This window comes from Sphingomonas sp. PAMC 26605, from assembly GCF_000241485.1.
GTDB lineage: Bacteria > Pseudomonadota > Alphaproteobacteria > Sphingomonadales > Sphingomonadaceae > Sphingomonas.
The window spans coordinates 230,889-254,466 of sequence record NZ_JH584242.1; the positions used below are offsets into that span (position 1 = coordinate 230,889).

Here is a 23,578-nt window from a genome sequence, read left to right on the forward strand (position 1 = left end):
TCGGCCGATCGATCCGCCCGAATGACTGGCGACGATTACCCTATAAAGCTCATGCTCGCGTTCGATTTCGCGGATGGCTCGGTTTTCGTCGGGGAAACCTCTGAACCCAAGCGCTTCATTCGGGCAGTCATGCGGGAATGGCAATCCGACGAACGGCCGGTGGTGCGCGTCGTGTCCAGCTACCGCGAACTTGTGAACCAAAGTCGCGGGTATGACATTCACTCTAAATATGTCGCGCGCTACGGGGCGATGCTCGCCGGTAAGGGAATACGCGCGCGCGGCCTCGGCGCTGACGGCTTGCCACGAACCTATGCGGGCTCGGACCTCGAATTTCATGCCGATGTGATTAGCGCGGCCGGCTCGATCGCATGGGGTGGCGGCGATCCGCTGGTGATCGACGGCATTACCTCGATGCCAGCCAATCTGGAAAAGCCGGCCGGTCCTGCCAATGCGGCAGCGATGCGGCCGATCGGGCTCGCAATCGTGGTCGGGGGCGTCGGTCTAGCGCTGGGCGCGGTCGCAATGCGGCGGCGCAAATTATCGGGGTTTCACACACCGGGAGCGGTCAAGCGTTAATGCTCAAATCCCTATACATCATAGTCATTGGCGTCTATGGTCGACGCCTAGCTGCTTTCGAGGTTGCAACGCCATGAATGTTCAACGGCAAATCAAAGCGCCGTCGCTCGGCGCGGAAGAACAAACGCTCCGGCTCGAAGCCGTCAATTTCGCGCGTGGCAGCGTCCGGTTCGAGGGTTTCACCCTTTCGCCAGAAGTCGAGGCGATCAACGATCGGTATGTATCGGGCGAGTTGGACAGCGATCAGCATGTAGAGGCGATCAAAGCCCTCTACCTCTAATCGTGGCCGTCAGCACTGAGGGCGAAGGCGCACTAACCTTTGCTCGTGTCCGCCAGCTAGAAGTCGATCCTGTCGTTGGAACCTTTGATGCCGCGCATCTGCGCGAAGTTCATCGGCGCATCTTCCAAGACCTCCCGCACCATAATCCGGGTGATTATCGTCCCGACGCGCCGGTACACGTCAAGGAACGGCGGCTCGAATCTGAGCCCCACACGCAATATCCCGTGGCCTATGCGCTGCGGCCCGAAGTGGACGCCCGGCTTGATGCGGTTCTGAGTGAGCTACGCGGCGGGGACGCACTCAAGGGCCTTTCCACCCCTGACTTTGTCGCTGCCATGACGAAGCTCTATGGGGATCTCGACCATCTGCATCCTTTTTCGGAAGGGAACAGCCGGACGCTTCGCACCTTCACCCGCCAACTCGCTGCGGCAACCGGGCACAGCCTCAAATGGGATGCCACTAACGCCAACGCGGTGACACGGGACGCGCTTTACAAGGCGCGGGACATTGAGGTTCTGCACCGGACCTATCCGGGGGCTCATGCGGTCAGCCCGGCGCAACAGGATGGCGATAGGAGCTTGCTCAAAGCTCGCGAGACGCTTCAACGTCTCGACGGAGCGGATAGGCTGGGGGAGATTGTCCGTCAGTCGGCCGAACTTGGTTCTACCGCAAAGCCGGAAACGCGCACGGTGCCGATTAGCGAAGCCGAAGCGGAAATGACTGCTCTACTGCCTGCTGCTCGCCGGCAAGCTGAAACCGCTGAGAGAACGGCGCGGGTTGCGGCCCTCCGCAAGCCCTCTCTCACGCCGATCCACTCGGCGTCGATCGTGCGAAAGGCGGCACTGGATGGCGATCAAGCCCCCGATCGGTTGATCCCCGCGCTGCGTGCGCGTGGAGAGGCGAGCGTCACCTTCAACCGTGTACCCGGTGCAACCGCGCTCGATCGCGTGCTCGCCTACCGGGAAGGCATGGAGAGACAGATGGCAATTCTGGATAGGAAGCTTCAAAATGGACGGTCCTCGGAAAATATCGGGCAGCAAGCGCAAGATCGCGCTCCTTTCGGCGAGCACCCAAGCGTGGAGCGACGCGGCCCTGAAAGCGGGGAACAAGGCGGACAAAGACCCGGAGTTCGCGAAGAAGGTGGGCGCTCAACTGTACTAGGCCGGGCCTTGTTTGAGGCCGCACGCGGCAGCACGGTCGGCGGGCTGGCCGCTGCTGTGCCGGCGGGCAGGGGGGCAATCCCCGAGGGTGCCGAACAGGTCACGGTGATGAACGGAAGCCGGCTCCTCGAAAGTCGGCATGATGGCGGATGGGTCGTCCAGAAGACGGACCCGCAAGGGATGCTTCCCCGTGGCATCTTCCGCCTCGATACCGCTACCCCGGCAAAGCCGATCGACGGCGCGACCTATGACGGCTCGATCCTGCATGTCAGCAAAAAGGGCGTCTATCAGGTACAAGGGAACGGCGTAGCTAGGCACGATCCGGCCCGCTTCCGGCAACTGCCCGCGATCGGTGAAGTCGCCAAGATTTCATACGCCATGGGGCAGGCGACGCTTGCGAACCGTGGCCCTGATCTGCCCGCGAAAGGGCGGTCAATCTGATGGAAATACGGCTCGATGACAGCGCGCATCCTGTAACGCGGTTGTTCGGCCGGCGGCTGAAAGAACGCCGCAAGGCGCTTGGCCTCACACAAGGCCAGCTTTTTGACAGGACCGGGATCAACAACGGCTATATCTCGCAAGTTGAGAACGGTCGGGCAAATCCAACCCTCGATATGATTTTGAAGCTCGCGGACGCCATAGAGCTAGAAGCATGGGCGATGCTTCGTCCGGACGCGCCGCCATCGGAGCCGACGCCAGCGGCACCCGCAACGGTCGGCGATCTGGATTTGAGCGTCCGCCTTGTAAACACGCTGGGCGCGGCATCGCCGGCCGGGCTGGTCGGGGAAGTGTTGGACAATGGCGCGCATCCGCTTCGGTCCAAACTCCGCGCCCGCGATCTCAAACAGCTTGCGGAAGCCCGACATGAGGCGGGGGTGATCTAATGCTCGAACCTCAATCCTATGGAGTGACGACGATGGCAAAACAGTGGGTCCAGCCTTTCAATGAATCGCTGATGTGGCCGGCGCTCGGCATGGCCGGTGCCAGCGTCGCCGCGCTGCTCGCCGGGGGCGGCCTGTCGAAACTGCTCGATAGCTGGCCCGTCTTTTGGGTCGCGCTGCTGCTGACGGCCGGGCTGTGCGCGCCGTGTGCCGGGATGGTGATCGGTGCCGATACTTGCCGGCCCGGCGATAACCCGATGGACCGATCAACGCATGGGTTCGTCATCGGCTGTAGCGTGCTGGGCTTTTGCGTCGCTCTCGCGGTGGAAGTGGTCATGAAGTTCGGGTGAGGTCGGATTCCTGCATAGACGCGAATGTCTATGTGGGATCTCGGCCGACATAGACGCGGGTGTCTACGCTTCAGCGGAATTTGGTGCGTGGCATAGTTTGACCTGGCTGTCGGGCCCGGCCTTATCTTGGCGTGCAATCGGGGGGCGTTGCGGGGGGCTTGCCCCCTGCTGCGAGGGTAGAGCGAGACGCCGATCGGCGGCTCGATCGTAGGGAGAGACTTCTCCCCCCATCATATTTTCAGGATGGATTTCGGCTTGGGATACCTCGGATCAAAGGCGGTCAACGGGGCCTATCAGGCGGTCATCGCCAACATGCCTCCCCATGATACCTACATCGAAACGCACTTGGGCTCGGGCGTCGTCCTTTTGCGAAAACCCCCTGCGCTGCGCTCGATCGGGCTGGAAATTGACCCGGAAACCATCGCCAGCTTCGCGCCGATCGCGGACGTGGAAATCTATAACGTCGATTGTCTGGCCTTTCTGCGGACGTTCGATTTCGCCTCTGCCGGCCGGGTGCTGATCTATTCCGATCCGCCCTATGTTATGGCAACGCGGGCGCGCAAAGGATCGCGATATCGGTTCGATTATACTAACGCGGACCACGAGGCGCTGATCGCGCTGCTGGGGACGCTGCCGGCCTCGGTGATGATCTCGGGCTATCATTCCGATCTCTACGCCGGCCGGCTGCCCGCTCCGAAATGGCGGTCCCTGAGCTATCAGGTGACGACGCGGGGCGGTCCTCGAACCGAATGTCTCTGGATGAATTTCGCCGCGAACGCCGCCCATTGGGCGGATCATGCCGGCGTGGATTTCACCGATCGCCAGCGGATCAAGCGGAAGGCGGCGCGGTGGAAGCGCATGTATAACGATCTGTCGGCCGGGGAGCGCATGGCGGTCCTCGCCGCGATCCTCGAACCCGAAGCCTGACGGCTGGAGTCGTCACACCGACTTTTTACGGCAGGATCGATTTTTAAGAAGTCGTGGAATATCCGCTTGAAGACACACCCGACCGTCGAGGCATATCTGACCACGCAACAGCGAGGCCCTGCCCCAAAACTCACCGTTGGCCTCGCTACTGTCTATGACCTCGTATGCAACGCCGTTCCGCTTCGGCGACGTCGCCCTACGTCGAAGGGTCGCGCGAACGTGGCGCTCCGCGTCCTCGATCGCGTCGAACGAAACCGTCTTCTCCTGCCCTCGGGCTCCGATCCGCCCCCAAGCGGTGCGAACGACGATCAAGCCGAATAAGTCAGGGCTTGCCTCGATCGCGTAGCGCCGATGGATATTGCGGGCCGGATCGCGGGCGATCAACTCGACGTGGCACGGGCAGGGGGCGGCCCCTACCTCCATGGTTGAACGCCGTAAGCGAATACGCCGCGCCGCTCGCGCTGGGCGGCCTGCTGATCCGCCAGATAGCGGCCGTGGGAATACGTCGACCAATTCACCGCCCATCCAGTGCGCGCCATTGCTGCGGCTATATCGATGCCGCGCCAATTCCAGCATTGCGCCACGATCCGGTCATAGCTGCGTTGGCCGGTATCGCGGCATGTCACGCGGCGATCGGCAACAAGCTGCACAAGCTCGGCGCGCGCGGCCGGCCCGAACTGCGTTTCGAGCTCGGGCGCGTCCACGCCCCATACGCGGACCCTGAGCTTGCCAAAGCGGAAGGTGTCGCCGTCATAGATCGACGTGGGAACGCCCGTGGTCTCGGCGATCGGGAGCGGGGAGGCGGATGGTTCGTAGCGTCGGCCGGCGGCCGTGGTGGCGAGGCCGGCGACGGCAAGGGCGGCGATCGTGATGTGGAAGCGGCTCATGGCGAATGTACGTCTTCATCTGGAACGGGCGGCGCGTCGTGTAGCTCTACCCATGGCCGCTCGAACAAGGGTTTGACGCGAGAACTTCCATAGCCGTTCTGCCCCGCCACGTTTCCCTGATCTCCGCTGCGATAGCGTGACGTGCTTCGGCGATGGTGGCGGGCGGTCGATTAAACCAACCGCGCCACGCTCGGATTTGAACCGGGGATTCAACCGTCGTGCGCGGACAGGATTTGCAATAATCATCCTCTGCAATGGCGTCGTCGGGCACCTCGTCCAGCCACATATTCAGATGCGAACACCGTTGTTCGACGTAACAGGTCATTTCGTGCTCGATGCGCTCGATCCTGAGCGTCCACGGCTCCGCTAACTGCTCAGGGTCAAGCCAGACCCTGAGCCGTCGATCACCGGCAAAGGACGTGAACACTCGCAAGGCTATTAGATGCGCGCGCCGCGCCGTTGGGCCGGCTGATCGTCACCGATCGCCGGCCCCGAACGCCGCTTCTGCTGGGTTTCCTCGTCCACGCTGAGGCGTGGTCCGGTCAAAGCCTGAGCCCGTGGATTTTCCACGGCGGCTTTGACCTGGCGCTCAAGCCCTTCGCGACCAAGCGAGCTATTCACCGCAAGGTCGTTGAAGTCGGTAAACCGCTTGGGGTCGGCCGCCTGCTCGCCGGGGGCGAAGGTCGGGAACATCGGCTTTCCCCCTACAGCGTTGGCGGCCTCGGTCGCCTTCTCCCGGCCCGGGTTGTACCCGTGGCGCTCTAGGACACGCTGATCGTCCTCCCCGACGATGAATATGGGCTTGTCGGGGAAGCGCTCGTGGAGTGCCTTGGCAACGGCGGGAAGGTTGCCGGAATCGAACGCCGATACGGTCGGGTGCTCCACAACGGACGCGATCGTGGTCATGGTCGCATAGCCCTCGCCGATCATAAGGCGGGGCGCTGCCTCAAGAGCGGCAAGCGCCTCCTCGGGCGTCCTGCCTCCGTTGACGACATGGAAACAGCCCTCCTTATGGCTGTCCTTCGCGTACCGCTTGGTGCCGTCATCCTGAATGTATTGCGTCGTCCAGTGCTTCCCCTGCGCGTCGATCGCCGGGAGGTGGATCGTGCTATCGCGGCCGTCCATCATCGCGCCGATCGTCGGCTCGATCCCCTTCCTGACCATGTAAAGCGTCGGGGTTTCGATCTGCTGGTAGCCGGCCGCCCGGCGCTGCACGCGGCCGGCGGTTTCTTCATAGGTCGCGGCCTGTTCGCGCTCTCGCGCGTCCCGCTTCGTCGCAGCCTCGGCGTTAAGCCGGGCCTTCTCCTCCTCGGAAAGCGCGTTCCCCGTGCTTTTCCAATTCATGTCCAAGCTGCTTTTGAAATTCTTGATGTGGCCGGCCGGGTGGCCGTCCAGATAGGCGATGTAAAAGCCGCTGGTTTCCTTGCCCTTGTCGTCCACGGTGGGAACGCGCTGGCGCGTCCCGTCCATGATCGGATGCCCGGCGGGGACGGTCAGCCCCATGGCCTTCATCGCTGCGGCGAACTCTACCTCGGGGCTTACGGCCGCCTCTTGGCGATGCGCCACCTGATCCGGGTCCCAGCGTGCGAGCTTGACGGGATCGCTGCCCTCGCCGACGTACCAAGACTTCGCCGCGGCATCCCATTTCGCGCCGGCCGCCTTGGCGACGTGTCTTTCGCCATAGGGGACCGCCAGATATTTGCGCTCCGGGGTCTGCTGGGGCTTATCGCTGCGGTTCGTCATCGGTTGCCCTTCCTGTTCGACGCTGGGGGCTGCTGCGGGCGTCTCCGCGCGTTGTGGCTCTGCTGGTGCCGCTTGCTGGCTGGGCCTCTCCACGGCCGGCGCGGGGGTATCTTTTGCCCATTTCGCGAACGGCGTAAGATCGATGCCGGCGGGGACAAGCCACGTCCGCGCTTCCTTATCCCACTTGGCTCCAAGCCCCTTCGCCTCGTTCTTCTCGCGGAAAGCGACATTAATCGGGGTGTCCTGCTCGGCCGGCTGTCCGACGATCGCCGGGCGATCGGCAAGCTCGGCCTCGGCAGTTAGCGCGGGGGCCTCTAGCTCCCCGGCCGGCACGGCTTGGCCGTCGATCTCCTGAATCTGCTTTTGCTCGAACGCCAGAATGAAGGTGTTGATCTTCTCCGCGTCTGAACAGGCGCGGACGATCTCCATGGGATCATCCTCAAGGGCTTTGATCCATGACGCGACATAGGCGACGTGCTGCTCGGGATCGTGACCGATCTGTAGCTCGTCGCCTAAGAGCATGCTCGCGATCTCGGCGCGAAGCTCCTCCTTGGCATAGCCTTCCGAACCGAACGGATGGGCTAGATCGCGATCAAGCCGGTTCGGCGCTCCTGTCCAGTGGCCTACCTCGTGAAGCGCGGTGCCATAAAATCGGTCGGCGCTGGGAAACTGCGATCGTTCGGGAAGGGTGATGCTGTCGGTCGCCGGGCTGTAGAAAGCGCGGTTGCCGGGAAGCTCGGTGATCTTCGCGCCGGATGCCTGCAATATCGCCTCGGCCCGGTCGATCGGGTTCCACTCGGGCGGCACTGGTGGGGTGCGAGGGGGCAGGCCCTCGATCTGCTCGGCATTAAACACGACGGCATAGAATGGACGAGGCCGCTCCAGCTCCACGCGCACCTTCACGGTGTTGCCCTCGGCGTCCTTTATCGGCTTGCCCTGCGCGTCCTTTAGGGTCTGCTCGTCGTCAAATTTCCAGTATTGAACCAGCGAACCCTTCTCGCCCTTTCGCACCTGTGCGCCGGCTGCGGCGGCCTGCTTATAGGTCATCCATCGGTTGTCATCGTGGCCCTCGGACATGAGATTGACGACGTTGACGCCCCGATACCGCTTTCCGGTGGTGGGGTTCATCGGGATGATCGATCCGCCCTCGGCTCCGGGGGCGGCTGGGTTCCACGGCCGCTGCCAAGGTGCCGTTCCGGCCTTTAGCTGATCGATGATCTTCTCGGCGACGCGCTCGTGAAACGGCTTCTTTTCCTCGGCCATGGTAGCCTCCGATGTTAAGCGTTGCGGGCTGCGGCAAACAGGCTGAGCTTAGCGGGGGCCTCGGGCTCGATCGGCAAGCCTTCCTCCGCTTCGCGCGCATCGGCCTCGCTCATAGCATCCTCCACGAACGCGCCGGCCTGCTCGGCCTCGTCGGGATCGAACTCGACAATCGCACCGGGAGTCTCGGCGTCGATCAATTTGCGGCGGACGATATCATACTCGAAAGCACGAATGGCTTCCTCGGTCGGCAAAGTGCTGGCGTCGGTCATGCGGTCTTCTCCTTGGTGCTATAGTCGGGCTTCCCGTTCGCGTCGAAATAGGTCTGTTTGCATCCAGGATATCCGCTGCAACTCCACCAAAAGCTATTCTTCTTCTTGGTGGACGGCCGGCGGACCAAACCCATGCCGCACGTCATGCACTTGTGCATGACGGATACGGACGGGGCCTCCTTCTTTACCAGGACTGGCTTTCCGGCCTTGTCCTCAGCCGTATATTGGCAGCCCTCGGCGTAGCCAGTGCAGGACCAAAAGTGGCCCTTCTTGCCCTTCATGCGGCGAAGCGGCTTGCTGCATGTCGGACAGGGCGGCGCGCCGGTCTTGATCGCTAGGCCGTTCTCTTTCACACCTGCGACCTCGCGCGCGACATAATCGGCAAGGGTCTGAACGAACGATCGCGCATCCTTCGATCCGTCCGCAATGGCGCGCTGCTGCTCGTGCCAGATTGCCGTCATGTCGGGATATTTGGCCTGATCGGGCAGCGCGTCGTAGAACTCGCGCGCCTGCGGGCTGCTGACGATGTTCTTGCCCTTCTCAATCAGGAACCCGCGATCGAACAAGGTGGCGATGATGGTGTGGCGGGTCGCCGGGGTGCCGATCCCGCCATGCTCGCCGGCCTTGTCCTTGTCCTTCTCGATCAACAATTTCCGCAACCGATCATCGCGGACGTATTTCGCAACGCGGGTTAGGTCGGTTAGCAGGGACGCCATGGTGTAGAGCGGCTTCGGCTTGGTTTCCTGCTTATCGGCGCTGGCGCTCGTGCATGTGCCGGTTTGGCTCGCGGCAAGCGCGCGAAGGTCGATCGCGATCGCCTCCTCGTCATCGGCGATGTCTTCGTTGCCGGCATCGTTCTTATAGAGGATCGTCCAGCCCGGCCGGGTCGTGAAATTGCTCCGGGTCGTGAAGCGCCGGCCCTCAACCTCTATAACGATATCGGTCTGATCGTATTGGTGGGTCGGCCAGAATTGGGCGACGTAGGCGCGGGCGATCAAGAGATAGATTTTCTGCTCGGCATCGTTAAGCTTGGACAGGTCGGCCGTGGCCTCGGTCGGGACGATGGCGTGGTGGGCCGATACCTTGCCCGAATTGAACGCCCGGCTCTTTATGGCCGGGTCTGCACGCTTCACGGGTGCGGCTAGGACGGGAGCCGTCTCGCCGATCGCCGCCAGTACGCCGGCCGCGTCATTGTGCTGCTCGTCGTTGAGATATTCGCTGTCGCTGCGGTTGTAGGTAATCAGCCGGTATTTCTCGCGAAGCGCCTGCGTAATCTCCAACACCTGATCGGGCTTGAACCCGAACTTTCGCGATGCGTCGGTTTGGAGCTTCAACAGATTGTAGGGAAGTGGTGGGGATGCTTCCTTGGCGTTCGTCGTGGCGCTGACGATCCGCGCCGGCTTGCCGCTGACGGCCGTGGCGGTGGATTGGGCCTGCGTCTGATCGGATAGGCGGCCTTTGTCATTGACGGTATCGGCGTCGGTGATCTGATACCGCGCCGGGAAAGCGTGGTCGCCGATCTGAAATTGTCCGGTGACGGTGTAGTAATAGCTCTTGGTGTGCGCCTCGAACTCACGGTCGCGCCGCACCACAAGGCCAAGGATCGGGGTTTGCACGCGACCGACACTGAGCACGCCCTGATAGCCCTTGGCCTGCGCCGCAAGGGTGTAGGCGCGGGTCATGTTCACGCCATAGAGTAGATCGCCAACGCCTCGCGCCTCGGCCGCTGCGGACATGCCGGCGAACTCGGAATTATCGCGAAGCTGAGACAGCGCGCGTTGCACCACCTTGACGTTGTTGTCGTTGATTAGGAGCCGCTTCACGGGGAGTCGGGAACCGCTCCATTCGATAACCTCGTCAACGAGTAGCTGGCCCTCGTCGTCGGGATCGCCGGCATGGATGATGCTCTTGGCGGGCTTCAACAGGTCGCGGATGATGCGAAGCTGCTTCATCTTGTCGGCCGATGGTTTCTTGCTCCACGGGATGAAGCTGATCGGTAGCTCAGCCATGCTCCACGGTGTTTCGGGGGCCTCAAGCTCAAGCATGTGCCCGAACAGCCATGCGACATAATGCTGGCCGCAATCGAAATAGCCGTCTTTCCGGCTCCCGCCCCCCAAGCCCTCGGCGATGGCCTTCGCAAGCTCGGGCTTCTCGGCGATGACAACGATCTCTCCGCTCAATGTTTCGCTCCTACCATGTCACGATCGGCCGAATGACGGTGCTGATCTGCTTGCGCGGGATCGGCCCGAAATAGCGGCTGTCGAAGGAGACCTTGCTTTCGCCCATCACGATCACGTCGCCGGGTGCGATCCTGCCGCTCCCCACGAAATGCGGGAGCACCCGCTTTGCCCCGTCATAAGGCCGGGGTTTGCTGTTCGGGACCGGCATGCCGTTGATGAAGACGCCATTGGTCCCGATCTGCACCCGATCATTTTTAGCCGCTAAAATTCGCTTCATCATCGGGTAGCTGCCTCCGGGGCAGTCGCCGGGCTCGATGTAGCGGCGCTTCAACGCGAGCGCGAAGTCGTCGCGCTGCGGCGGGCAGAACATGACGTATGCGCCAGTGCGTACCGCCTCGTCGGTTGTTCGATAGAAGCCAAGCGGAATGCTTCGCGTGAGGTTGACGCGGACGCCAGCGCCGGCTGCGGCGACGCCAGCGATCGACAAGGCGAACACGCTGAGCGCGGTATAACGGCCGGTCGTTTTGAGAGTGGGCCGTTTCATAACTTCACCCGGATCGGGGCGTCTTCGACCTCAACCCCGTCGTTGTTGTCGCGAATGGCCGTGGTAGTTTTCTTCTTCCTGATTATGTCGCTTTTGTCCGGTGCTTGCACCTGAGCGCGGGCTAGGAATGTAGGGTCTTTGAAATACAGCGGTTGCTTGCCGTAGATCATGGGGTAGCCCGCCATGTAGAGCAGCATGTCGCCAGCTTCCTCGATATCGCCGTTGGCGTTCTTCTTCGGCCCCGGCATCCGCAAACATTCGTCGGGGGTCAAAAGGGCGCGCTGGGTTTCCTGCACGGTTCGCGATTCCGAACCGGATAGCCAGCCCCCCCCCTTGTTCTTGCTGGTCGTGATTTGCTCTTTGATAATGGTGGTCTGGCCGGTCATCTTTGACAGGTGCTCGGCCGTCTCAAGCCGGTTCGGCGGATAGGCGTTCTGCACATGGCAATTCGACGTAACTAGCTCGTCATGGCCGTAGCCAGTTTCCCGGCTGCGAAGCTGGTTGATATCCTGACAAATCAGATAGAACTTTAGGCCGTAGCCGGCGGCAAACGCCAAGCTCTCCTGAATGATTTCGAGCTTCCCCAAGCTGGGAAACTCATCGATCATAAACAGCATCCGGTGCTTGTAATTGGCCTTCACGCGGCCGTTCTCAAACTCCTGCTTGGGTGCAAGGATGCGGACCATCATGTTCAACATGATGCGGACTAGCGGCCTGAGCCGGTTCTTATCGGTCGGCTGGGTGATGATGTAGAGGCTTACCGGCGTGTCGTAGTTCATCAGGTCGCGGATCGAAAAGTCAGACGTTGACGTGTTCGCCGCAACGACCGGATCGCGGTAAAGCTCGATATAGCTCTTGGCGGTCGAAAGGACGGAGCCGGCCTCCTCGTCGGGCCGGTCCATCATGTCACGGGCCGCACGCCCGACAACGGTATGGTTCTTTCCGCCGGGCAGGTGCCCGTAGCTCATCATTTCCTCCCAAAGCCCCTTAATCGGGCGCGCTGGGTCGGTAAGGAGCCCGTCAACCTCGCTCATGGTCGCGGCCGGACCGCCATTCTTGGCTTTGTAGATCGCATGAAGGATGACGCCCACGAACAGGGCCTGCGAGGTCTTCTGCCAATGGCTTTCCAGCCCCTTGCCGTCTGGATCGACTATCAGCGTTGCGAGGTTCTGAACGTCGGCAACCTCATTGTCCGTGCCGACGCGGATTTCGTCCAGCGGGTTCCAACGGACGCTCCCTCGCGACGATGCCGGCTCGAACCGCATGACGATCTGACCGGCGTGGTTCTTCCTCCAACCGGCGGTGAGCGCCCATAGCTCGCCCTTCAAGTCGGCAACAACGGTGCTGTGTTTCCACGAAAGCAACGTCGGGATGACAAGCCCGACGCCCTTGCCCGATCGCGTCGGCGCATAGGTCAGAACGTGTTCGGGGCCGGAATGACGCAGATAGGAAACCTTCCCGTCCTTCTCCTCATACGCACCGACATAAACGCCATCGTTGTCGATCAGGCTGGCGGCCTCGATGTCCTTCATGTCCGCCCATCGTGCGGAGCCGTGCAAAAACTCGTTGCCCTTGCCGCGCTTCGACATGGCGGCTTTGACGATCACGGCGATGACAATGCCGGCAACCGCTACGCCCATACCGATGCCGATCGACTTACCGAATAGACCTTTGAGGGTCGGCGCAGCGTTCCAAGCCATGAACCACGACACGATCCGCCACGGCGCATAGAAGTGGCCGGCGATGGGCGATCCCAACTGCGGCTGATAAGCCATGCTGCTCGCGAACATTTGGGTGGCGGCGGACACCCCCCCGATTACGGACGCCAGAACGATGAAGGCGATAAGCCCCCTTCCCTGCGACTGCCCGGTCTTTCGTCCTCTATTGCGGACTTGGGGACCGACTGAGTTGTTGCGGGTCGATTTCATGCCTCGGTTCCTCTCATCGATCGGCTGTCGTCGGTCATCGGCTGCGTCCTCTGCCCTTCACGGTTCCATCGGCCCCGATCTCGATCCGGTCGCCTATCGCAAATCTGGCGGCTCGCGCCGCGCTGGTGGCATCGATCGGCAGCACCATGATTTCGTCGCCGCGTCGTAGGAGCGCCATTTTTTGACCCTCCACTTCTCTCGTCCCCGCATAAGATAGCGGAATCTCGCTGGGCTCGAAAGGCCGGTGTTTCGGTATATCCATTCCCGCCACCCGTTTAGCTTCGCGCTCGGTGATGTATTTCTCGACGGGGGTTGTCGGCTGCGCGGTCACTCCTGTCCCAGAAACATCCCGTCGCAAGAGACGATCTCGCCGGGCTTCTGCGCTGTCCACGTTTGGACGAACATCACGCGGCAATAGCAGCGAAGGTCGCTCGGCGAAGCGAACCACACCGAGTTCGGACAGATTCCGCACGCGATCTCGGGCTTCGGGCGGCGAGACTCGTCCAACGCGACCAATGTTCGGCTTGCCACCTGTAAGCCCTCGGGTTCCTCGGGGGCTCCGTGGTCGGGCTGGCCCGGTTCTTCCGTCAATGCCAGCTCCGCTGGCAGCGCCTCGGGTGATACTTGGCTGTCCTGTGCCATCGGCGGCTCCTCGCTCGCTGACGGGGCCTGTGTCGGCTCTGGCGGGGCTGGTTGAGGCTCCGGCTGGGTGCTCCCGTCCACTAGCCGCATTGCCTCCTCGATCTCCTCGTCCAAGGTCTTCTCTGCCACGGTCGGCCTCCTGCTGGGTTATGGTAGTGACAAGCGCCTGACGGCGGCGCTCAAGATCGGAATCATCAAAGCGAATGGGGAGCGCGGCACGGGCTGCGGCTTGCGCGACGCGCTCCTTAAACTCGGCGCTCCCGGCGATCGTCAGTTCCTCGCCGTACCTTTCGCGCGCGATCCTGAGCGCGGCCGTGATGCCTTCGATCTCGGCTCCACGGGAGACGTGCAAGCTCGCGCCGTCGTCCCTGACGGCCGCGCCGGCTGTCCTGTAGATGATGGTCCCGCGCTTGGTGATGTGATCGGCGCGCTCGTTCGCGCTGAGTCCGTGTGCGACGGTCCCGGTCGCCTGCACGGCGTTCGCCGCCTGATGCTTTCGCCCTTCGCGGGCGCGAAGGGCCGCCAGTGCCTCGGCGCTTCCCGTTTTCGCCTCGGCCTGCAACCATTCGTGCCAGCCCTTGCGGTCGTTGCGCTCGTTGATCCGCTCGCGCTCGCGCTGATAGGCCGTCGCGATCTTGTCGATGGCCTGCTTGGTCGCGCGCGAAGTGAGACTATAGGACAGCTTGCGGGTGAGGCCGCCTCCTCCCGCCAGCTTGATCGCGCCCCTGCGGAACCGCCCGGCTCGCTTCACGGCCTCGATCGCGGCGGCTTTCTTCGCTGATGCTGCTGCAAGCTCGGCCGATCGGGCGGCGCGTCGGTTGTTCTGCTGATCTTGGTAGCGCGCGAATAGCTCTGCGGTGTCCGCGCGTGACGCCATTGGGCGCGGCTCATAAGCTCGCGCTTGGGCGGGCTGGGCCTGCGTGCCATCGGCGGCCGTAAATGGCCCTAGCCGATCTTCTAGCGCCTTTTTGGACAGGTCGCGTGCGATCGAACTGGCCTTGATAGCTGTCCCGTTCTCCGCGACCACGACAAGCCCGTTACCGCGTGCCTGCATGGTGAGCCCGTTCGCCGCCATGGTGGCGTGCAAAGCCTGCCAGCTATCGGCCGTCTTGATTTCGTCGGCGCATGTTCGGCGTACCCAGCCGATCATGCTTTCCAAGCCGGTGATCTGCTCCATGTCGGCCGCGCGGCCTTCCCCTCCTCGTTTCTGAGATTGGTGGTTATCGCGCTCAAGACCGAACTCGGCCTCCAGCTTGTCGCATAGCTCGCCAAGCGTCCGGTAATCCCGCAACGGGGAGTGTACCGTGTGGCGGGTCGGATGAACCTTGTTGATCGCGATATGAAGGTGGACGTTATCCGTATCGTGATGCGCCGCACTGACGCGCTGATGTTCGCGAAATCCAAGCCCGGCGCAAATACGCTGCTCGACCTCCCTAAGAACTTCCGGCGTAGGATACTCCCCGGGGCGGAAAGAGACTATCAAGTGATAGGTTTTATCGGCATTCGATCGGGTGTTTAGCGTCTGCACCGCCATGCACGCGATGGCCGCTGCGTCGGGATCGTCGGTGCGACAATTCGTAACGGCGATCTCGCCAACCCGCTCGTCGCGACCTTGCGCGCTGGTGATGTAGCGGACCAACCCACCGAAGTCGCTCTTTCGCGTGACACGCATAGAGACATGTTTCGCGATCACGCTGCGGCTTTCAAAATTTTAGCCGCTAAATTCACGGACGGGCGATCAGGACGGCTTTGGCGATCTCGCGAAGCTCCTCCTGCCCGGCTTCAAGCTTTTTCAAAAGGCCGCGAACGATGGCCCGCATATTGTCGGGTTTGAACTCGTCCAGCTTGGGGTCGTCGGTCAGCCATAGCTTCAACAAACCTCCCATCCGGCCAAGGTCGCCGTTGATCGCAACAAGCCGTTGCACCTGCTCCATATCGACTACGCCACGGGGTTTGTAGCCAAGCCCCATCTGTCGAAGATAGCTCGACGCGCTCAATCCAACGTCGCGTGCCAGCGCCTCGATCGTCGCCTTTTCCTCGGGCAGAACCCGGACCTTGATTGCCGGGCTTCCCTTCCTCGTTGGCGTCCGATCCTCGTCCATCTTACTCCTCCGACGCGGTAGCGACGGGCCTCGCAGAGCAGGATTCCCGTTGAGCAGCCCCGCTGCGAATAAGGGAAGTGAAGTGAGCTGGCCGGCTTGCCGGTGGGGTCACTTCACCTATCCTGCCCCGTCTTCGACGTTTATACGCCAGATATGAACCGTTTTATAGGGTCGCTACAATGCCTATATCCGTCGTGTAGGCTGGCTTTTTGGCCTTAAATTTGGCACTTTTCCAAAAGTACAGGGTTTCTAGCTGGACCGTACACAGTTCGTACATGGTTCCTACACTCGGACGGAAAGGGTTCGTGCAGAATGGCGGACAAGGTGGCAAAGCCTTTCACAGAGCGTTTGCGTGATCGGGCGGCCTCCTCGAAAGGTCGGCCGGGTCTTGCGAACCGGGCTGCGATCCTTGCTGCGAGGGAGGACATTCAAGCCGCGTTGGCCGATCGCTGGCGCGTCCGCCAGATATGGGAACAGCTTGTCGAGGAAAAGCGGATCGCTTGCGGTTACGTCTGGTTCGCGAAACATGTCCGCGATCTAATACGCTCCCCGGCACAATCGATCGTAGCACCTGTCGGACCCGCCACTAGCTCGGACGCTTCCGCCGCCCCCACTGCTCCCCGCGTCGAACCGGCTCCCCCTGCCGATCCGCCACCTTCGGAAACCCCGGAGCCTCGTCCCCGCCCTAAACGGTTCTACCACCCGGAATCGCCTGACATGAAGGATTACCTATGAGCAACGTCCATATCGTTCTTCAAGGCAAGGGCGGTATCGGCAAGTCGCTGGCCGCTTCGATGCTCGCACAATTCCTGATCTTGCGCGGGGAAACGCCGCTCTGCATCGACACTGATCCTACTAACGCGACGTTCGCCGGCTTCAAGGCGTTCAACGTTAAGAAGCTGGCCCTGCTCGAAAACGGCGATATCAACCCGCGCAATTTTGACGCGATGATGGAGCTTGTCCAAGGTGCCAAGGGGAGCGTCGTGATTGATAGCGGCGCGAGCACCTATCAACCTCTCTCGGCCTATATGTTCGACAACGGGGCGGCCGAAGTCATCAAGGACCTAGGGCACCAGCTTGTCTTGCATACGCTCGTGGTCGGCGGGCAGTCGATGACCGACACTATCGCCGGCTTCGCCTCGATCGCCGACGCTTTCCCCGCCCCGGCGACGATCGTGGCTTGGCTCAACCCCTATCATGGGCCGATCGAACATGAGGGCAAAGGGTTCGAGCAAATGAAGGTCTATCGCGAGAATAAGGATCGGGTAGCGGCGATCGTCGCGCTCCCCGATCTCAAGCGGGAAACGTTCGGCGCGGACGTTCGCGACATGCTTGCCGAACGAAAGACGTTCGCGGAAGCGATCGAAAACCCGGCGCTGGCTCTTATGCAGCGGCACCGGCTGGGCCGGATGCGCGACGCGATCTTTGGCGAGCTTTCCAAAGCGGCGATCATCTGATGGCCGATCATGCCAGAATCCGCGCGCTGATCGCTGAGATTGCCGGGACGCATGGCGTCGCCCTGTCGCCTGACGATCCGCTGATGATCCTACAGACGATCAACACAATGCTCCTGACGGAAAGCGCGGACGCGCATCAAGCGCAACTGGAAGCGTTCAAAAGCGAGCTAGAGGAAATGGCGAACCGTTGGTCTGTGACAATCAACGAGAAGGCAGAATCGATCCTCAACGCCGCTCTGGTTGCGGCGGAAGCCGCTATGAAACAGCGCATGGCGGAAGGCGCTAAAACGCTCGTCGCCGAAATGGCGGCCGAAGTCAGCAAGGGCCGCGGGAAGCCGCTAGAAGACGGCGTGCGGATCGCAAACCGCAATCTGATCGCCTCGGGCCTGACGATCGCAGCGGCGATCGTCGCTCTGGTGGCGGTCCTAATTCACTAGGACCGCCCCTCCTATGCCGCGCCGCCCCCGCGTGTCTGCGATAGACCACGGGACAGACTGAGGCCGCCTGACGGTGTGCCCTCCTGCACCAGCTCCCGCTTCTTCTCCTGCCGCTGGCGCATGTGTAGCTCGTGGAGCCTGCGGGCCTCTTGTAGCTCGGCGAAGTCCTCTGCGAGCTTCGGTTGCCGGTGTTCCAGCTTCTCGGCCGCCAGCGCCTCGATCTTCGATCCGTTCGCCGTAATCCCGTCCCTGATCTCGCGAACCGTCTCAAGCCGGTTCTGCAACGTGTGGATGACGGCCTGAGCCTGCGCAACCTGAGCCTGCCACCTGGCCCGTGCGCCGGGCAACGCCAGCATCCCCGGCGGGTGCGACTGCACCTGTTGCAATCGGGCACTCTGTGTCTCGATCATGTTCTCAAGCCGGTCCTCGATTTGGCTGGCCTGATCCTGCTTTTTCTCGATGACTTCGACCATCGCGGCGGCATACTGCTCCTCGATAGCCGGGGCCGCGATCTCAGCCGCCTGTTGGTCCTCGATCCCACGCGCCAAACCTAGCAGCCCGTCGGCGTCAGCGATCGGATCGCCGGTCCCGTTGGACAGAGGTTGCTTGTTGCTATCGATCAGCCCGGCCATGCAAAGCTCCTCGGAATTTTAGCGGCTAAAATTATCGCTCGGACTATATCCGATACGCGCCAAAGAAAAAGGCTCCGCTTTCGCGAGGCCTCCTGTCATCGGCTGGGGCGTGTCGCGATCATCCCTCAATAACTGAAACCAATCTTACGTCGCCAAGCTCGGCCTCAAACTCGCTCCTGTCGTCGTCGTATTTCATCCACGATACACCTTCGCGCGACGGACGGCGATTGAGCATCAAGCGGCCCGGCCGGCCGTAATGCTCGACGGTCACAATCGCCTTTTTGAGCTTGTCGGGATCGACCTCTTTATCCTCCTTCTCCTTCGCCGGTTCCGGCTCGGCTGGGGGCGTATCGCCCTCCCCTTCACCTTCGCCCTGACTGCTGTTGGAAGTCAGAAACTCCTTGAGCAACCGTACACTCCCGCGCGTGATCTCCTGCTCCTCGTCGTCAAGCCAATCCGTCACGCCTTCGGGGTGCTTTTTGTAGAGCCCGACAAGCTCGTTAATTAACGTCACGTCCCGGCACCGCTCGGATTGGAAAATTTCGGCGATCGGATCGGGCAAGTCGAGCAAGGCGGCGTGTTGGGTGACATAGGCGTTGGATTTGCCGATCGCCTTGGCAATGTCTTGCTTTTTGACCTTCTTCGCCAGTTCGCGGCCGATAAAATCGGCGATCTCGCGAGCCGTCAGCGCGTCGCGCTGTAGGTTCTCGATGACCTGATCCGCCTCGGTATAGTCCGCGTCCACAAAGGCCGGGATCGTCGTCTTGCCGGCGATGCCTGATGCCCGGAAGCGACGCGCACCGTGGTTGATGAGGAACCGGCCCTCCTGATCGGGATGGGGCCGAACAGAAATAGGGGTCTTAACGCCGCGAAGGGCGATCGTGCCGGCCATTTCCTCAAGCGACGCCGGATCGAACGTCGTGCGGGGCTGGTTCGGGTCTTCCTCGATCAACTCCATTGCGATCTCGGACGCTTTCCCCCCAGTCGGAGCGTCACCGCTGGCAGGCGTAGGATCGGCGAGGAGGCCGGACAGGTCGCCCATAGCGCCAATTCCCAAGCCTGAGCCCTGCGCTGCGTCCTCGGGCTTCCTGCGGCCCTTGGCGAGCTTTCCCGCCGGCTTCTTCTCGTCGGTCGGGTCGGCCATCACGCGATCTCCATCTTATCGTGAATATGTTGGGTCATCGCGCGGACCTCCTTCGTGGCCGCTCGGGCGGAAGTCCTGCGGATTTCCCATACGGGGCAATGCGACGCGAGGGCGTCGGCAATGCTGCTGCGGTAGCCGATCGGCGTCGGCATAATCAGGGCAGGGTAGGCGGCCTGTAACTCTGCAAGGTAGCGCGTGTGGCGCGGGTTGCGCCCGTCAACCTTGCTCGGGATCATCCCAAGGAATTGCAGCTTGGTATTGGCTTTACGAATGGCCGCGATCGTGGCGTTCATCTTCGTGATGCCCTGCAACGCATAAGCCTCAAGCTCAATCGGCGACGCGACAAAATCTGCCGCCAGCAACGCGGATGCCATGGCATTGCCAAGGGACGGAGCGGTGTCGATCAGGCACACGTCAAAGCCGTGCGCTGAAATAACCGCGATGCTCTCGCGGAAGCCGTTTGCGGCCTGCTGCAAGTCTAGCTTCTCAAGGTCCGCAAGGCGGGCGTCGGCTGGAACCAAAGCGATGTTGTCGATGGGTGCCAGATCAAATTGTGTCACCGCACCAAACAGGCTGCTGGCGACGATATCGCCCTTATGGACGCCGAGGGTGAAGCTCGCGTTGCCCTGCGTGTCCAGGTCGATCACGGCAACCTTTAGACCGCGCTCGGCGAAGTCGAAGGCCAGATGGACAAGCGTGGAAGTCTTGCCAACGCCGCCCTTCTGATTGGCTATCACTAGCGTTTTCATCATGCCGTCTCCGTTTTCAACGGGGCGCGCTCGATCCAGCTTCGGACGACAGACGCTTGATGTTTGGGGAGGATTGCCGTCACGCGCTCGAACCCGGCGGGAACAGCGCTGTGGGCCTCCCAAATCCGGTTTACGGTAAGGCAAACCGCGTTTCGCGAAACGCCATTGGCGCGGGCACAATCGGACTGGCTCATGCCATCGACTAGCACGGATCGGGCCATTGCGATCGGGCGCTCGCTAATGCTGATGCCGTCGATCGCGCGTGCGAACTCGGCGGCGGTGAGGCGCTTACTTGCGGCCATTTAGACCTCCACGGCTGACGTCACGATCGCGCAAAGCCTTCGGACGATAGAACGCCACGAAATAATAGAGGGCCGTGTAGCCGGCGAAGTAGGCGAGGAAATTCCAGCCCGCATGTACGCCCGGCGTATCCCAAAACCATATCATGCGAAGGAACTGCCAGAACACCACAAGCGGGATGATGAACCGCATAAAGGTCCAGCAAAAGGCGGTGATGCCCCACACTACGGCTATGATTTTATCCATGGCGGATGCCTCGGCGATCTTGGGCGGAAGGATCGCGGGCGGGTCCGCGATCCTGTTGATCCTGCGATGGATCGGGAAGGGGACTACGTTGGTCATCGGAAACTCCGGTTCGGACCTTGGCAAGATACCCGGCCACAACTGATATATCGGTTGCCCTGTGTTGTGTGTCAAGCCCTGTAAAGCTCGGCCATAGAATTTTAGCCGCTAAAATCACATCTCGTTGTCGTCCCAAATTCTACGATAGCCTGCCCTGTCGCATAGCAGCGCCCACGCCGAATAAGGGATTTGATCCTCGCCTCCGACCCATCGCCGGATGACGCGCGAGCCCTTGCTACTTATGCCAAGGAATCGCGCCACACCGCTCCCCGTCAATCCGGCTGCGGTAATAATCTCGCGCACCTCTGCGGCTGTAGGCGGCTCCCAACCGTCATTGGCGGGCCGTAGGCACTCAGGGCGAACGTTATACAAGCAAGTCTCCCATGGCGTCCTATTCCTCTGTCAGTCCCCTAGAGGCCGCCCATTGGCGGGCCTCATCGGTATTTAATTTATCTCTTACCTTTGAACCGCCATCATAGTACCCGGCAAGGATCACGGCGCGCGGAATCGCCCAAAAGGGAAGGGTGCAAGCCGCTAGCAGGCGGGCGCGGCGCAACATCGGCTCGATATGTCGGGTGCTATGCATCGTTGCTCCTCTCTAACCGTGGGGCCATTAAACGTCACGGAATAGGTCTAGCTGAGCGGCGCTTGCCTCGCGTTCGCGCGCTTCGCTGATCTGGCGTGCCAACCACGCCTTTTGCTGGCCGATCCCCAAGCCCTCCATCGGAACGCTCGCGCGCGCTCCACACCAATCGGGGATCGGATCGCGGTAGAGGCGGCCGCCAAGTATAACGCCGGGGGTTCGCGGCCCGATCCGCTCCGCAAGCTGGGCGCTGACGCGCTCGCCCCATGCCCAGCGATCTGCGGCCGTCGTGTCGCCAAGGGTGACGTTGTACAGCTCGATCATACTCGACGGGTGGATAACGCCATGTAAGGCAGACAGGATGAACCATCGGCCGCCCTGCGAGGTCACATAAGCGCGGGCCTTCCTGAACCAATCCGATTGATAAAGGTGACCTGCTCGCGCCGGGTGGTCGAGCTTCTGCCCGACACATGCGACAAAGTGAACCGGGCGGGTCATTCTGCGATAGGCTCCCCGTCACGAACCTCGACAAAGGCGATCTTCTCGGTTCGCTCGTTCCCTGCGGGGTCCAGATACACATAGCCGCATCGGCATTGATCGGGCTGCAAATCCGGTAGACCATGCCTTGCCGGCCGGCGTGCATATGGGGGCAGTCCTCGGCGATCCGCGCGTGCTGCCGGGTGCGAAGCCAATTCGATGCGCTGGCAATCAATCCCGCCGGTTGATTCGCATTCAGGTCGAGCCGGCATCGATAGCGCGACTTGCTAAGGATCGGTTTAGCCGGGGCGCCGCGGTGATACGTCTCGATCGCGGGGGCCCCGAATAGATCGGGCCGCACTGTCGCTACGCGTCGAGTGTCTTGGCTCCGCCGGTACTCGGCACGCCATGCCGCATCACTGCCCGGCGCGGGCTCGCGGGTCGCAAGTCGGATCATTTCACGGGGTCCATGTGCCAAGGGTATCAGCTCGGCCCCATACTCGAATCTGCGGCTCGGCATCGCGCACGATCGACCGGCGTGGAACCTCGTGGGTGACGGTCGGGCCGTCGAATAGGTCGGGCTGATGTCCGATGATGTTCGCGGCGTGGACGTAGCGCGGGGTGCGGACTGCGTTGCTGGCCATAGGGGCCTCCTCATCGGATGAGGGTGGGGACTGCGCCGCGGCCCCGGTCTATCAGTCGATGGCGCTAAAAATTGCGTTCTGCTCGACGTGCTCGGTCCCGAAATCTAGGAGGGCATGATATGCCTCGGCCAACGCCTCGGTTTGAGGTTCGCCGGTAAGCTGGCCGATCATAATGAAGGTGGCGATGATCCCGGCGGCATCCGCACTTACCATGCCTTCATAGCCATTGCCATAAATAGCGATCCGCCAAGGTTTTTCCTCTGACGGGGCCATGTAGAAGCCGCCATTGTCCAGCTTGTAATAAAGCCAGTAACTCCCGGTACAATCGATTGATAGCTTGGTCATCCAGCCATAGGTCAGTGCCTCGGCGCGAAGCATCTGCGCGAACCCGAACATATCGGGGAGAACTGAAAGGCGCTGATCCCGGGAACAAGGGTCGCCACGATATTAGGAGGGAGTTTCATCGGATATCTCCGGTTCGGACCTTAACAAAAGCGCCTGGCCAAAACGGGTATATCGAATGACAAGCCGCAGATGTCGAGCTGTGTAAAGGTCTTACGGGTCCAAGGTTACGAAATTGTGCCAATTTCAAACGGAGATTGAACCCTTTTGATGGATATAATTTTAGCCGCTAAAATCCTGAGGTCGCCGGCAGAATAGATATCGCCGTCTATGCTGCCGGCGGGCAGGCGGGATCGGCACGGCAACCGCACGGGCTACCGTCAATTCATGGGGGCTAAGGCCGAACCCCGTTTCGGCGTTGAATCCGTCTTCAAAGCGCGTTGCCCGGCTAGGACAACTTATTTTGACATAGTATCTAATATCCATACGGGGAGGTTTAGTCCGTTTTTCAGACTCATGAGCTAAATAAAGCGCCGGCCTTAGCCTCTACGCTTTTTCTCAAACTGATTAGGACGCGGGCAAGGCCCTGATCGGCGGTATCGAGCATGATCCGCTCGTCGTCGGTCAAACTGGCTCGCATGGCGTCAAAGTCCTCGTCGCGGTGCTGCCGCCGACTGACTTCATCCGCTGGAAGTGGGGGCAGGGCGGGGGCGGGCGGGAAAGAGCTTCCGCAACCGAT

The 23,578-nt window shown here is 61.5% G+C and carries 26 protein-coding genes; 9 read left to right on the top strand and 17 right to left on the bottom strand.

Translation table 11 applies throughout. From position 1 onward, the window contains the following. Positions 1-21 precede the first annotated feature (21 nt). The 6 genes from RH90_RS19220 to RH90_RS19250 all read left to right on the top strand — a co-directional run bounded on the left by RH90_RS19220 (position 22) and on the right by RH90_RS19250 (position 4,174). Complete coding sequence (locus tag RH90_RS19220; RefSeq protein ID WP_037493783.1) at positions 22-576, top strand: hypothetical protein; 555 nt, start codon at positions 22-24, stop codon at positions 574-576. A 73-nt stretch (positions 577-649) separates the two neighbouring features. After that, positions 650-856 (top strand): antitoxin VbhA family protein, encoded by a 207-nt coding sequence (locus tag RH90_RS24030; RefSeq protein ID WP_010188169.1) that lies wholly within the window; start codon positions 650-652, stop codon positions 854-856. 2 nt (positions 857-858) lie between these two features. After that, positions 859-2,457, top strand: a complete 1,599-nt coding sequence (locus RH90_RS23650) for a KfrB domain-containing protein (RefSeq protein WP_198283470.1) — start codon at positions 859-861, stop codon at positions 2,455-2,457. Further along, positions 2,457-2,900 carry a helix-turn-helix domain-containing protein gene (locus tag RH90_RS22835; protein WP_010188171.1) on the top strand — a complete coding sequence of 148 codons (444 nt, stop codon included), beginning with the start codon at positions 2,457-2,459 and terminating at the stop codon, positions 2,898-2,900. The genes RH90_RS23650 and RH90_RS22835 overlap by 1 nt, the downstream gene beginning before the upstream one ends. Positions 2,901-2,932: 32 nt before the next feature. Beyond that, the gene (locus RH90_RS19245) at positions 2,933-3,247 is read left to right on the top strand and encodes a hypothetical protein (protein WP_029625489.1); all 315 of its coding nucleotides are present in this window, start codon (positions 2,933-2,935) and stop codon (positions 3,245-3,247) included. Positions 3,248-3,502: 255 nt separating this feature from the next. Continuing rightward, positions 3,503-4,174 carry a hypothetical protein gene (locus tag RH90_RS19250; protein ID WP_029625490.1) on the top strand — a complete coding sequence of 224 codons (672 nt, stop codon included), beginning with the start codon at positions 3,503-3,505 and terminating at the stop codon, positions 4,172-4,174. Between the two features lie 12 nt (positions 4,175-4,186). On the opposite strand, the gene RH90_RS22840 is transcribed toward RH90_RS19250, so the two are convergent. The 9 genes from RH90_RS22840 to traJ form a co-directional block, all read right to left on the bottom strand. Then, positions 4,187-4,699 carry a WGR domain-containing protein gene (locus RH90_RS22840; RefSeq protein WP_332306573.1) on the bottom strand — a complete coding sequence of 171 codons (513 nt, stop codon included), beginning with the start codon at positions 4,697-4,699 and terminating at the stop codon, positions 4,187-4,189. After that, the gene (locus tag RH90_RS19260; RefSeq protein WP_010188178.1) at positions 4,588-5,061 is read right to left on the bottom strand and encodes a thermonuclease family protein; all 474 of its coding nucleotides are present in this window, start codon (positions 5,059-5,061) and stop codon (positions 4,588-4,590) included. The genes RH90_RS22840 and RH90_RS19260 overlap by 112 nt, the downstream gene beginning before the upstream one ends. Before the next feature lie 438 nt (positions 5,062-5,499). Continuing rightward, on the bottom strand, positions 5,500-8,067 hold the full coding sequence (locus RH90_RS19265; protein ID WP_010188180.1) for a zincin-like metallopeptidase domain-containing protein: 2,568 nt from the start codon (positions 8,065-8,067) through the stop codon (positions 5,500-5,502). Positions 8,068-8,081: 14 nt separating this feature from the next. Continuing rightward, positions 8,082-8,336 (bottom strand): hypothetical protein, encoded by a 255-nt coding sequence (locus tag RH90_RS19270; RefSeq protein ID WP_010188182.1) that lies wholly within the window; start codon positions 8,334-8,336, stop codon positions 8,082-8,084. Beyond that, on the bottom strand, positions 8,333-10,516 hold the full coding sequence (locus RH90_RS19275; protein WP_010188183.1) for a DNA topoisomerase 3: 2,184 nt from the start codon (positions 10,514-10,516) through the stop codon (positions 8,333-8,335). The genes RH90_RS19270 and RH90_RS19275 overlap by 4 nt, the downstream gene beginning before the upstream one ends. A 10-nt stretch (positions 10,517-10,526) precedes the next feature. Beyond that, the gene (traF, locus tag RH90_RS19280; RefSeq protein WP_010188184.1) at positions 10,527-11,060 is read right to left on the bottom strand and encodes a conjugative transfer signal peptidase TraF; all 534 of its coding nucleotides are present in this window, start codon (positions 11,058-11,060) and stop codon (positions 10,527-10,529) included. After that, the gene (locus RH90_RS19285) at positions 11,057-12,988 is read right to left on the bottom strand and encodes a type IV secretory system conjugative DNA transfer family protein (RefSeq protein ID WP_010188185.1); all 1,932 of its coding nucleotides are present in this window, start codon (positions 12,986-12,988) and stop codon (positions 11,057-11,059) included. The genes traF and RH90_RS19285 overlap by 4 nt, the downstream gene beginning before the upstream one ends. A 34-nt stretch (positions 12,989-13,022) precedes the next feature. Then, on the bottom strand, positions 13,023-15,323 hold the full coding sequence (gene traI, locus RH90_RS19290; protein ID WP_029625491.1) for a TraI/MobA(P) family conjugative relaxase: 2,301 nt from the start codon (positions 15,321-15,323) through the stop codon (positions 13,023-13,025). Positions 15,324-15,354: 31 nt separating this feature from the next. After that, complete coding sequence (traJ, locus tag RH90_RS19295; RefSeq protein WP_010188188.1) at positions 15,355-15,732, bottom strand: conjugal transfer transcriptional regulator TraJ; 378 nt, start codon at positions 15,730-15,732, stop codon at positions 15,355-15,357. Positions 15,733-16,044: 312 nt separating this feature from the next. Here traJ and RH90_RS24805 point away from each other — a divergent pair, with 312 nt between their 5' ends. From RH90_RS24805 to RH90_RS19305, 3 genes are read left to right on the top strand one after another with little or no spacing between them, the layout of a single operon-like run. Further along, positions 16,045-16,467: a TraK family protein gene (locus RH90_RS24805; protein WP_198283471.1), complete on the top strand. Its 423-nt coding sequence runs from the start codon at positions 16,045-16,047 to the stop codon at positions 16,465-16,467. Further along, positions 16,464-17,189 carry a conjugal transfer protein TraL gene (locus RH90_RS19300; RefSeq protein ID WP_010188189.1) on the top strand — a complete coding sequence of 242 codons (726 nt, stop codon included), beginning with the start codon at positions 16,464-16,466 and terminating at the stop codon, positions 17,187-17,189. Before RH90_RS24805 ends, RH90_RS19300 begins: the two co-directional genes overlap by 4 nt. Further along, on the top strand, positions 17,189-17,626 hold the full coding sequence (locus tag RH90_RS19305) for a conjugal transfer protein TraM (protein WP_010188190.1): 438 nt from the start codon (positions 17,189-17,191) through the stop codon (positions 17,624-17,626). The genes RH90_RS19300 and RH90_RS19305 overlap by 1 nt, the downstream gene beginning before the upstream one ends. Positions 17,627-17,637: 11 nt before the next feature. On the opposite strand, the gene RH90_RS19310 is transcribed toward RH90_RS19305, so the two are convergent. The 8 genes from RH90_RS19310 to RH90_RS19340 all read right to left on the bottom strand — a co-directional run bounded on the left by RH90_RS19310 (position 17,638) and on the right by RH90_RS19340 (position 22,875). Next, positions 17,638-18,258 carry an IncP plasmid survival protein KfrC family protein gene (locus tag RH90_RS19310; RefSeq protein ID WP_010188191.1) on the bottom strand — a complete coding sequence of 207 codons (621 nt, stop codon included), beginning with the start codon at positions 18,256-18,258 and terminating at the stop codon, positions 17,638-17,640. 118 nt (positions 18,259-18,376) lie between these two features. Continuing rightward, positions 18,377-19,402 carry a ParB/RepB/Spo0J family partition protein gene (locus RH90_RS19315; RefSeq protein ID WP_010188193.1) on the bottom strand — a complete coding sequence of 342 codons (1,026 nt, stop codon included), beginning with the start codon at positions 19,400-19,402 and terminating at the stop codon, positions 18,377-18,379. Next, positions 19,402-20,154 carry a ParA family protein gene (locus tag RH90_RS19320; RefSeq protein ID WP_232280428.1) on the bottom strand — a complete coding sequence of 251 codons (753 nt, stop codon included), beginning with the start codon at positions 20,152-20,154 and terminating at the stop codon, positions 19,402-19,404. The genes RH90_RS19315 and RH90_RS19320 overlap by 1 nt, the downstream gene beginning before the upstream one ends. Next, positions 20,151-20,453, bottom strand: coding sequence for a TrfB-related DNA-binding protein (locus RH90_RS19325; protein WP_010188197.1), 303 nt, complete (start codon positions 20,451-20,453; stop codon positions 20,151-20,153). The genes RH90_RS19320 and RH90_RS19325 overlap by 4 nt, the downstream gene beginning before the upstream one ends. After that, on the bottom strand, positions 20,440-20,793 hold the full coding sequence (gene kleE / locus RH90_RS19330) for a KleE stable inheritance protein (protein WP_232280429.1): 354 nt from the start codon (positions 20,791-20,793) through the stop codon (positions 20,440-20,442). Before kleE ends, RH90_RS19325 begins: the two co-directional genes overlap by 14 nt. A gap of 613 nt (positions 20,794-21,406) precedes the next feature. Beyond that, positions 21,407-21,874 (bottom strand): DUF6884 domain-containing protein, encoded by a 468-nt coding sequence (locus tag RH90_RS19335; protein ID WP_010188201.1) that lies wholly within the window; start codon positions 21,872-21,874, stop codon positions 21,407-21,409. A gap of 437 nt (positions 21,875-22,311) precedes the next feature. After that, positions 22,312-22,497: a hypothetical protein gene (locus tag RH90_RS23655; RefSeq protein ID WP_157134743.1), complete on the bottom strand. Its 186-nt coding sequence runs from the start codon at positions 22,495-22,497 to the stop codon at positions 22,312-22,314. Between the two features lie 51 nt (positions 22,498-22,548). After that, on the bottom strand, positions 22,549-22,875 hold the full coding sequence (locus tag RH90_RS19340; protein WP_232280430.1) for an antirestriction protein: 327 nt from the start codon (positions 22,873-22,875) through the stop codon (positions 22,549-22,551). Positions 22,876-23,578: the final 703 nt, after the last annotated feature.

Excerpts from the sequence above, each read along its gene's own strand:
- RH90_RS19220 (WP_037493783.1), top strand. The coding sequence starts at position 22 with ATGACTGGCGACGATTACCCTATAAAGCTCATGCTCGCGTTCGATTTC.
- RH90_RS19340 (WP_232280430.1), bottom strand. The coding sequence starts at position 22,875 with ATGCTTCGCGCCGAGGCACTGACCTATGGCTGGATGACCAAGCTATCA.
- RH90_RS19315 (WP_010188193.1), bottom strand. The coding sequence starts at position 19,402 with ATGGCCGACCCGACCGACGAGAAGAAGCCGGCGGGAAAGCTCGCCAAG.
- RH90_RS19270 (WP_010188182.1), bottom strand. The coding sequence starts at position 8,336 with ATGACCGACGCCAGCACTTTGCCGACCGAGGAAGCCATTCGTGCTTTC.
- RH90_RS19265 (WP_010188180.1), bottom strand. The coding sequence starts at position 8,067 with ATGGCCGAGGAAAAGAAGCCGTTTCACGAGCGCGTCGCCGAGAAGATC.
- RH90_RS19260 (WP_010188178.1), bottom strand. The coding sequence starts at position 5,061 with ATGAGCCGCTTCCACATCACGATCGCCGCCCTTGCCGTCGCCGGCCTC.
- RH90_RS19310 (WP_010188191.1), bottom strand. The coding sequence starts at position 18,258 with ATGGCCGGGCTGATCGATAGCAACAAGCAACCTCTGTCCAACGGGACC.
- RH90_RS19300 (WP_010188189.1), top strand. The coding sequence starts at position 16,464 with ATGAGCAACGTCCATATCGTTCTTCAAGGCAAGGGCGGTATCGGCAAG.
- RH90_RS22835 (WP_010188171.1), top strand. The coding sequence starts at position 2,457 with ATGGAAATACGGCTCGATGACAGCGCGCATCCTGTAACGCGGTTGTTC.
- RH90_RS19305 (WP_010188190.1), top strand. The coding sequence starts at position 17,189 with ATGGCCGATCATGCCAGAATCCGCGCGCTGATCGCTGAGATTGCCGGG.
- traF (WP_010188184.1), bottom strand. The coding sequence starts at position 11,060 with ATGAAACGGCCCACTCTCAAAACGACCGGCCGTTATACCGCGCTCAGC.
- RH90_RS19335 (WP_010188201.1), bottom strand. The coding sequence starts at position 21,874 with ATGACCCGCCCGGTTCACTTTGTCGCATGTGTCGGGCAGAAGCTCGAC.
- RH90_RS24030 (WP_010188169.1), top strand. The coding sequence starts at position 650 with ATGAATGTTCAACGGCAAATCAAAGCGCCGTCGCTCGGCGCGGAAGAA.
- RH90_RS19285 (WP_010188185.1), bottom strand. The coding sequence starts at position 12,988 with ATGAAATCGACCCGCAACAACTCAGTCGGTCCCCAAGTCCGCAATAGA.
- RH90_RS19245 (WP_029625489.1), top strand. The coding sequence starts at position 2,933 with ATGGCAAAACAGTGGGTCCAGCCTTTCAATGAATCGCTGATGTGGCCG.
- RH90_RS23655 (WP_157134743.1), bottom strand. The coding sequence starts at position 22,497 with ATGGCCAGCAACGCAGTCCGCACCCCGCGCTACGTCCACGCCGCGAAC.
- kleE (WP_232280429.1), bottom strand. The coding sequence starts at position 20,793 with ATGACCAACGTAGTCCCCTTCCCGATCCATCGCAGGATCAACAGGATC.
- RH90_RS24805 (WP_198283471.1), top strand. The coding sequence starts at position 16,045 with ATGGCGGACAAGGTGGCAAAGCCTTTCACAGAGCGTTTGCGTGATCGG.
- RH90_RS19320 (WP_232280428.1), bottom strand. The coding sequence starts at position 20,154 with ATGATGAAAACGCTAGTGATAGCCAATCAGAAGGGCGGCGTTGGCAAG.
- RH90_RS22840 (WP_332306573.1), bottom strand. The coding sequence starts at position 4,699 with ATGGGCGGTGAATTGGTCGACGTATTCCCACGGCCGCTATCTGGCGGA.
- RH90_RS19325 (WP_010188197.1), bottom strand. The coding sequence starts at position 20,453 with ATGGCCGCAAGTAAGCGCCTCACCGCCGCCGAGTTCGCACGCGCGATC.
- traJ (WP_010188188.1), bottom strand. The coding sequence starts at position 15,732 with ATGGACGAGGATCGGACGCCAACGAGGAAGGGAAGCCCGGCAATCAAG.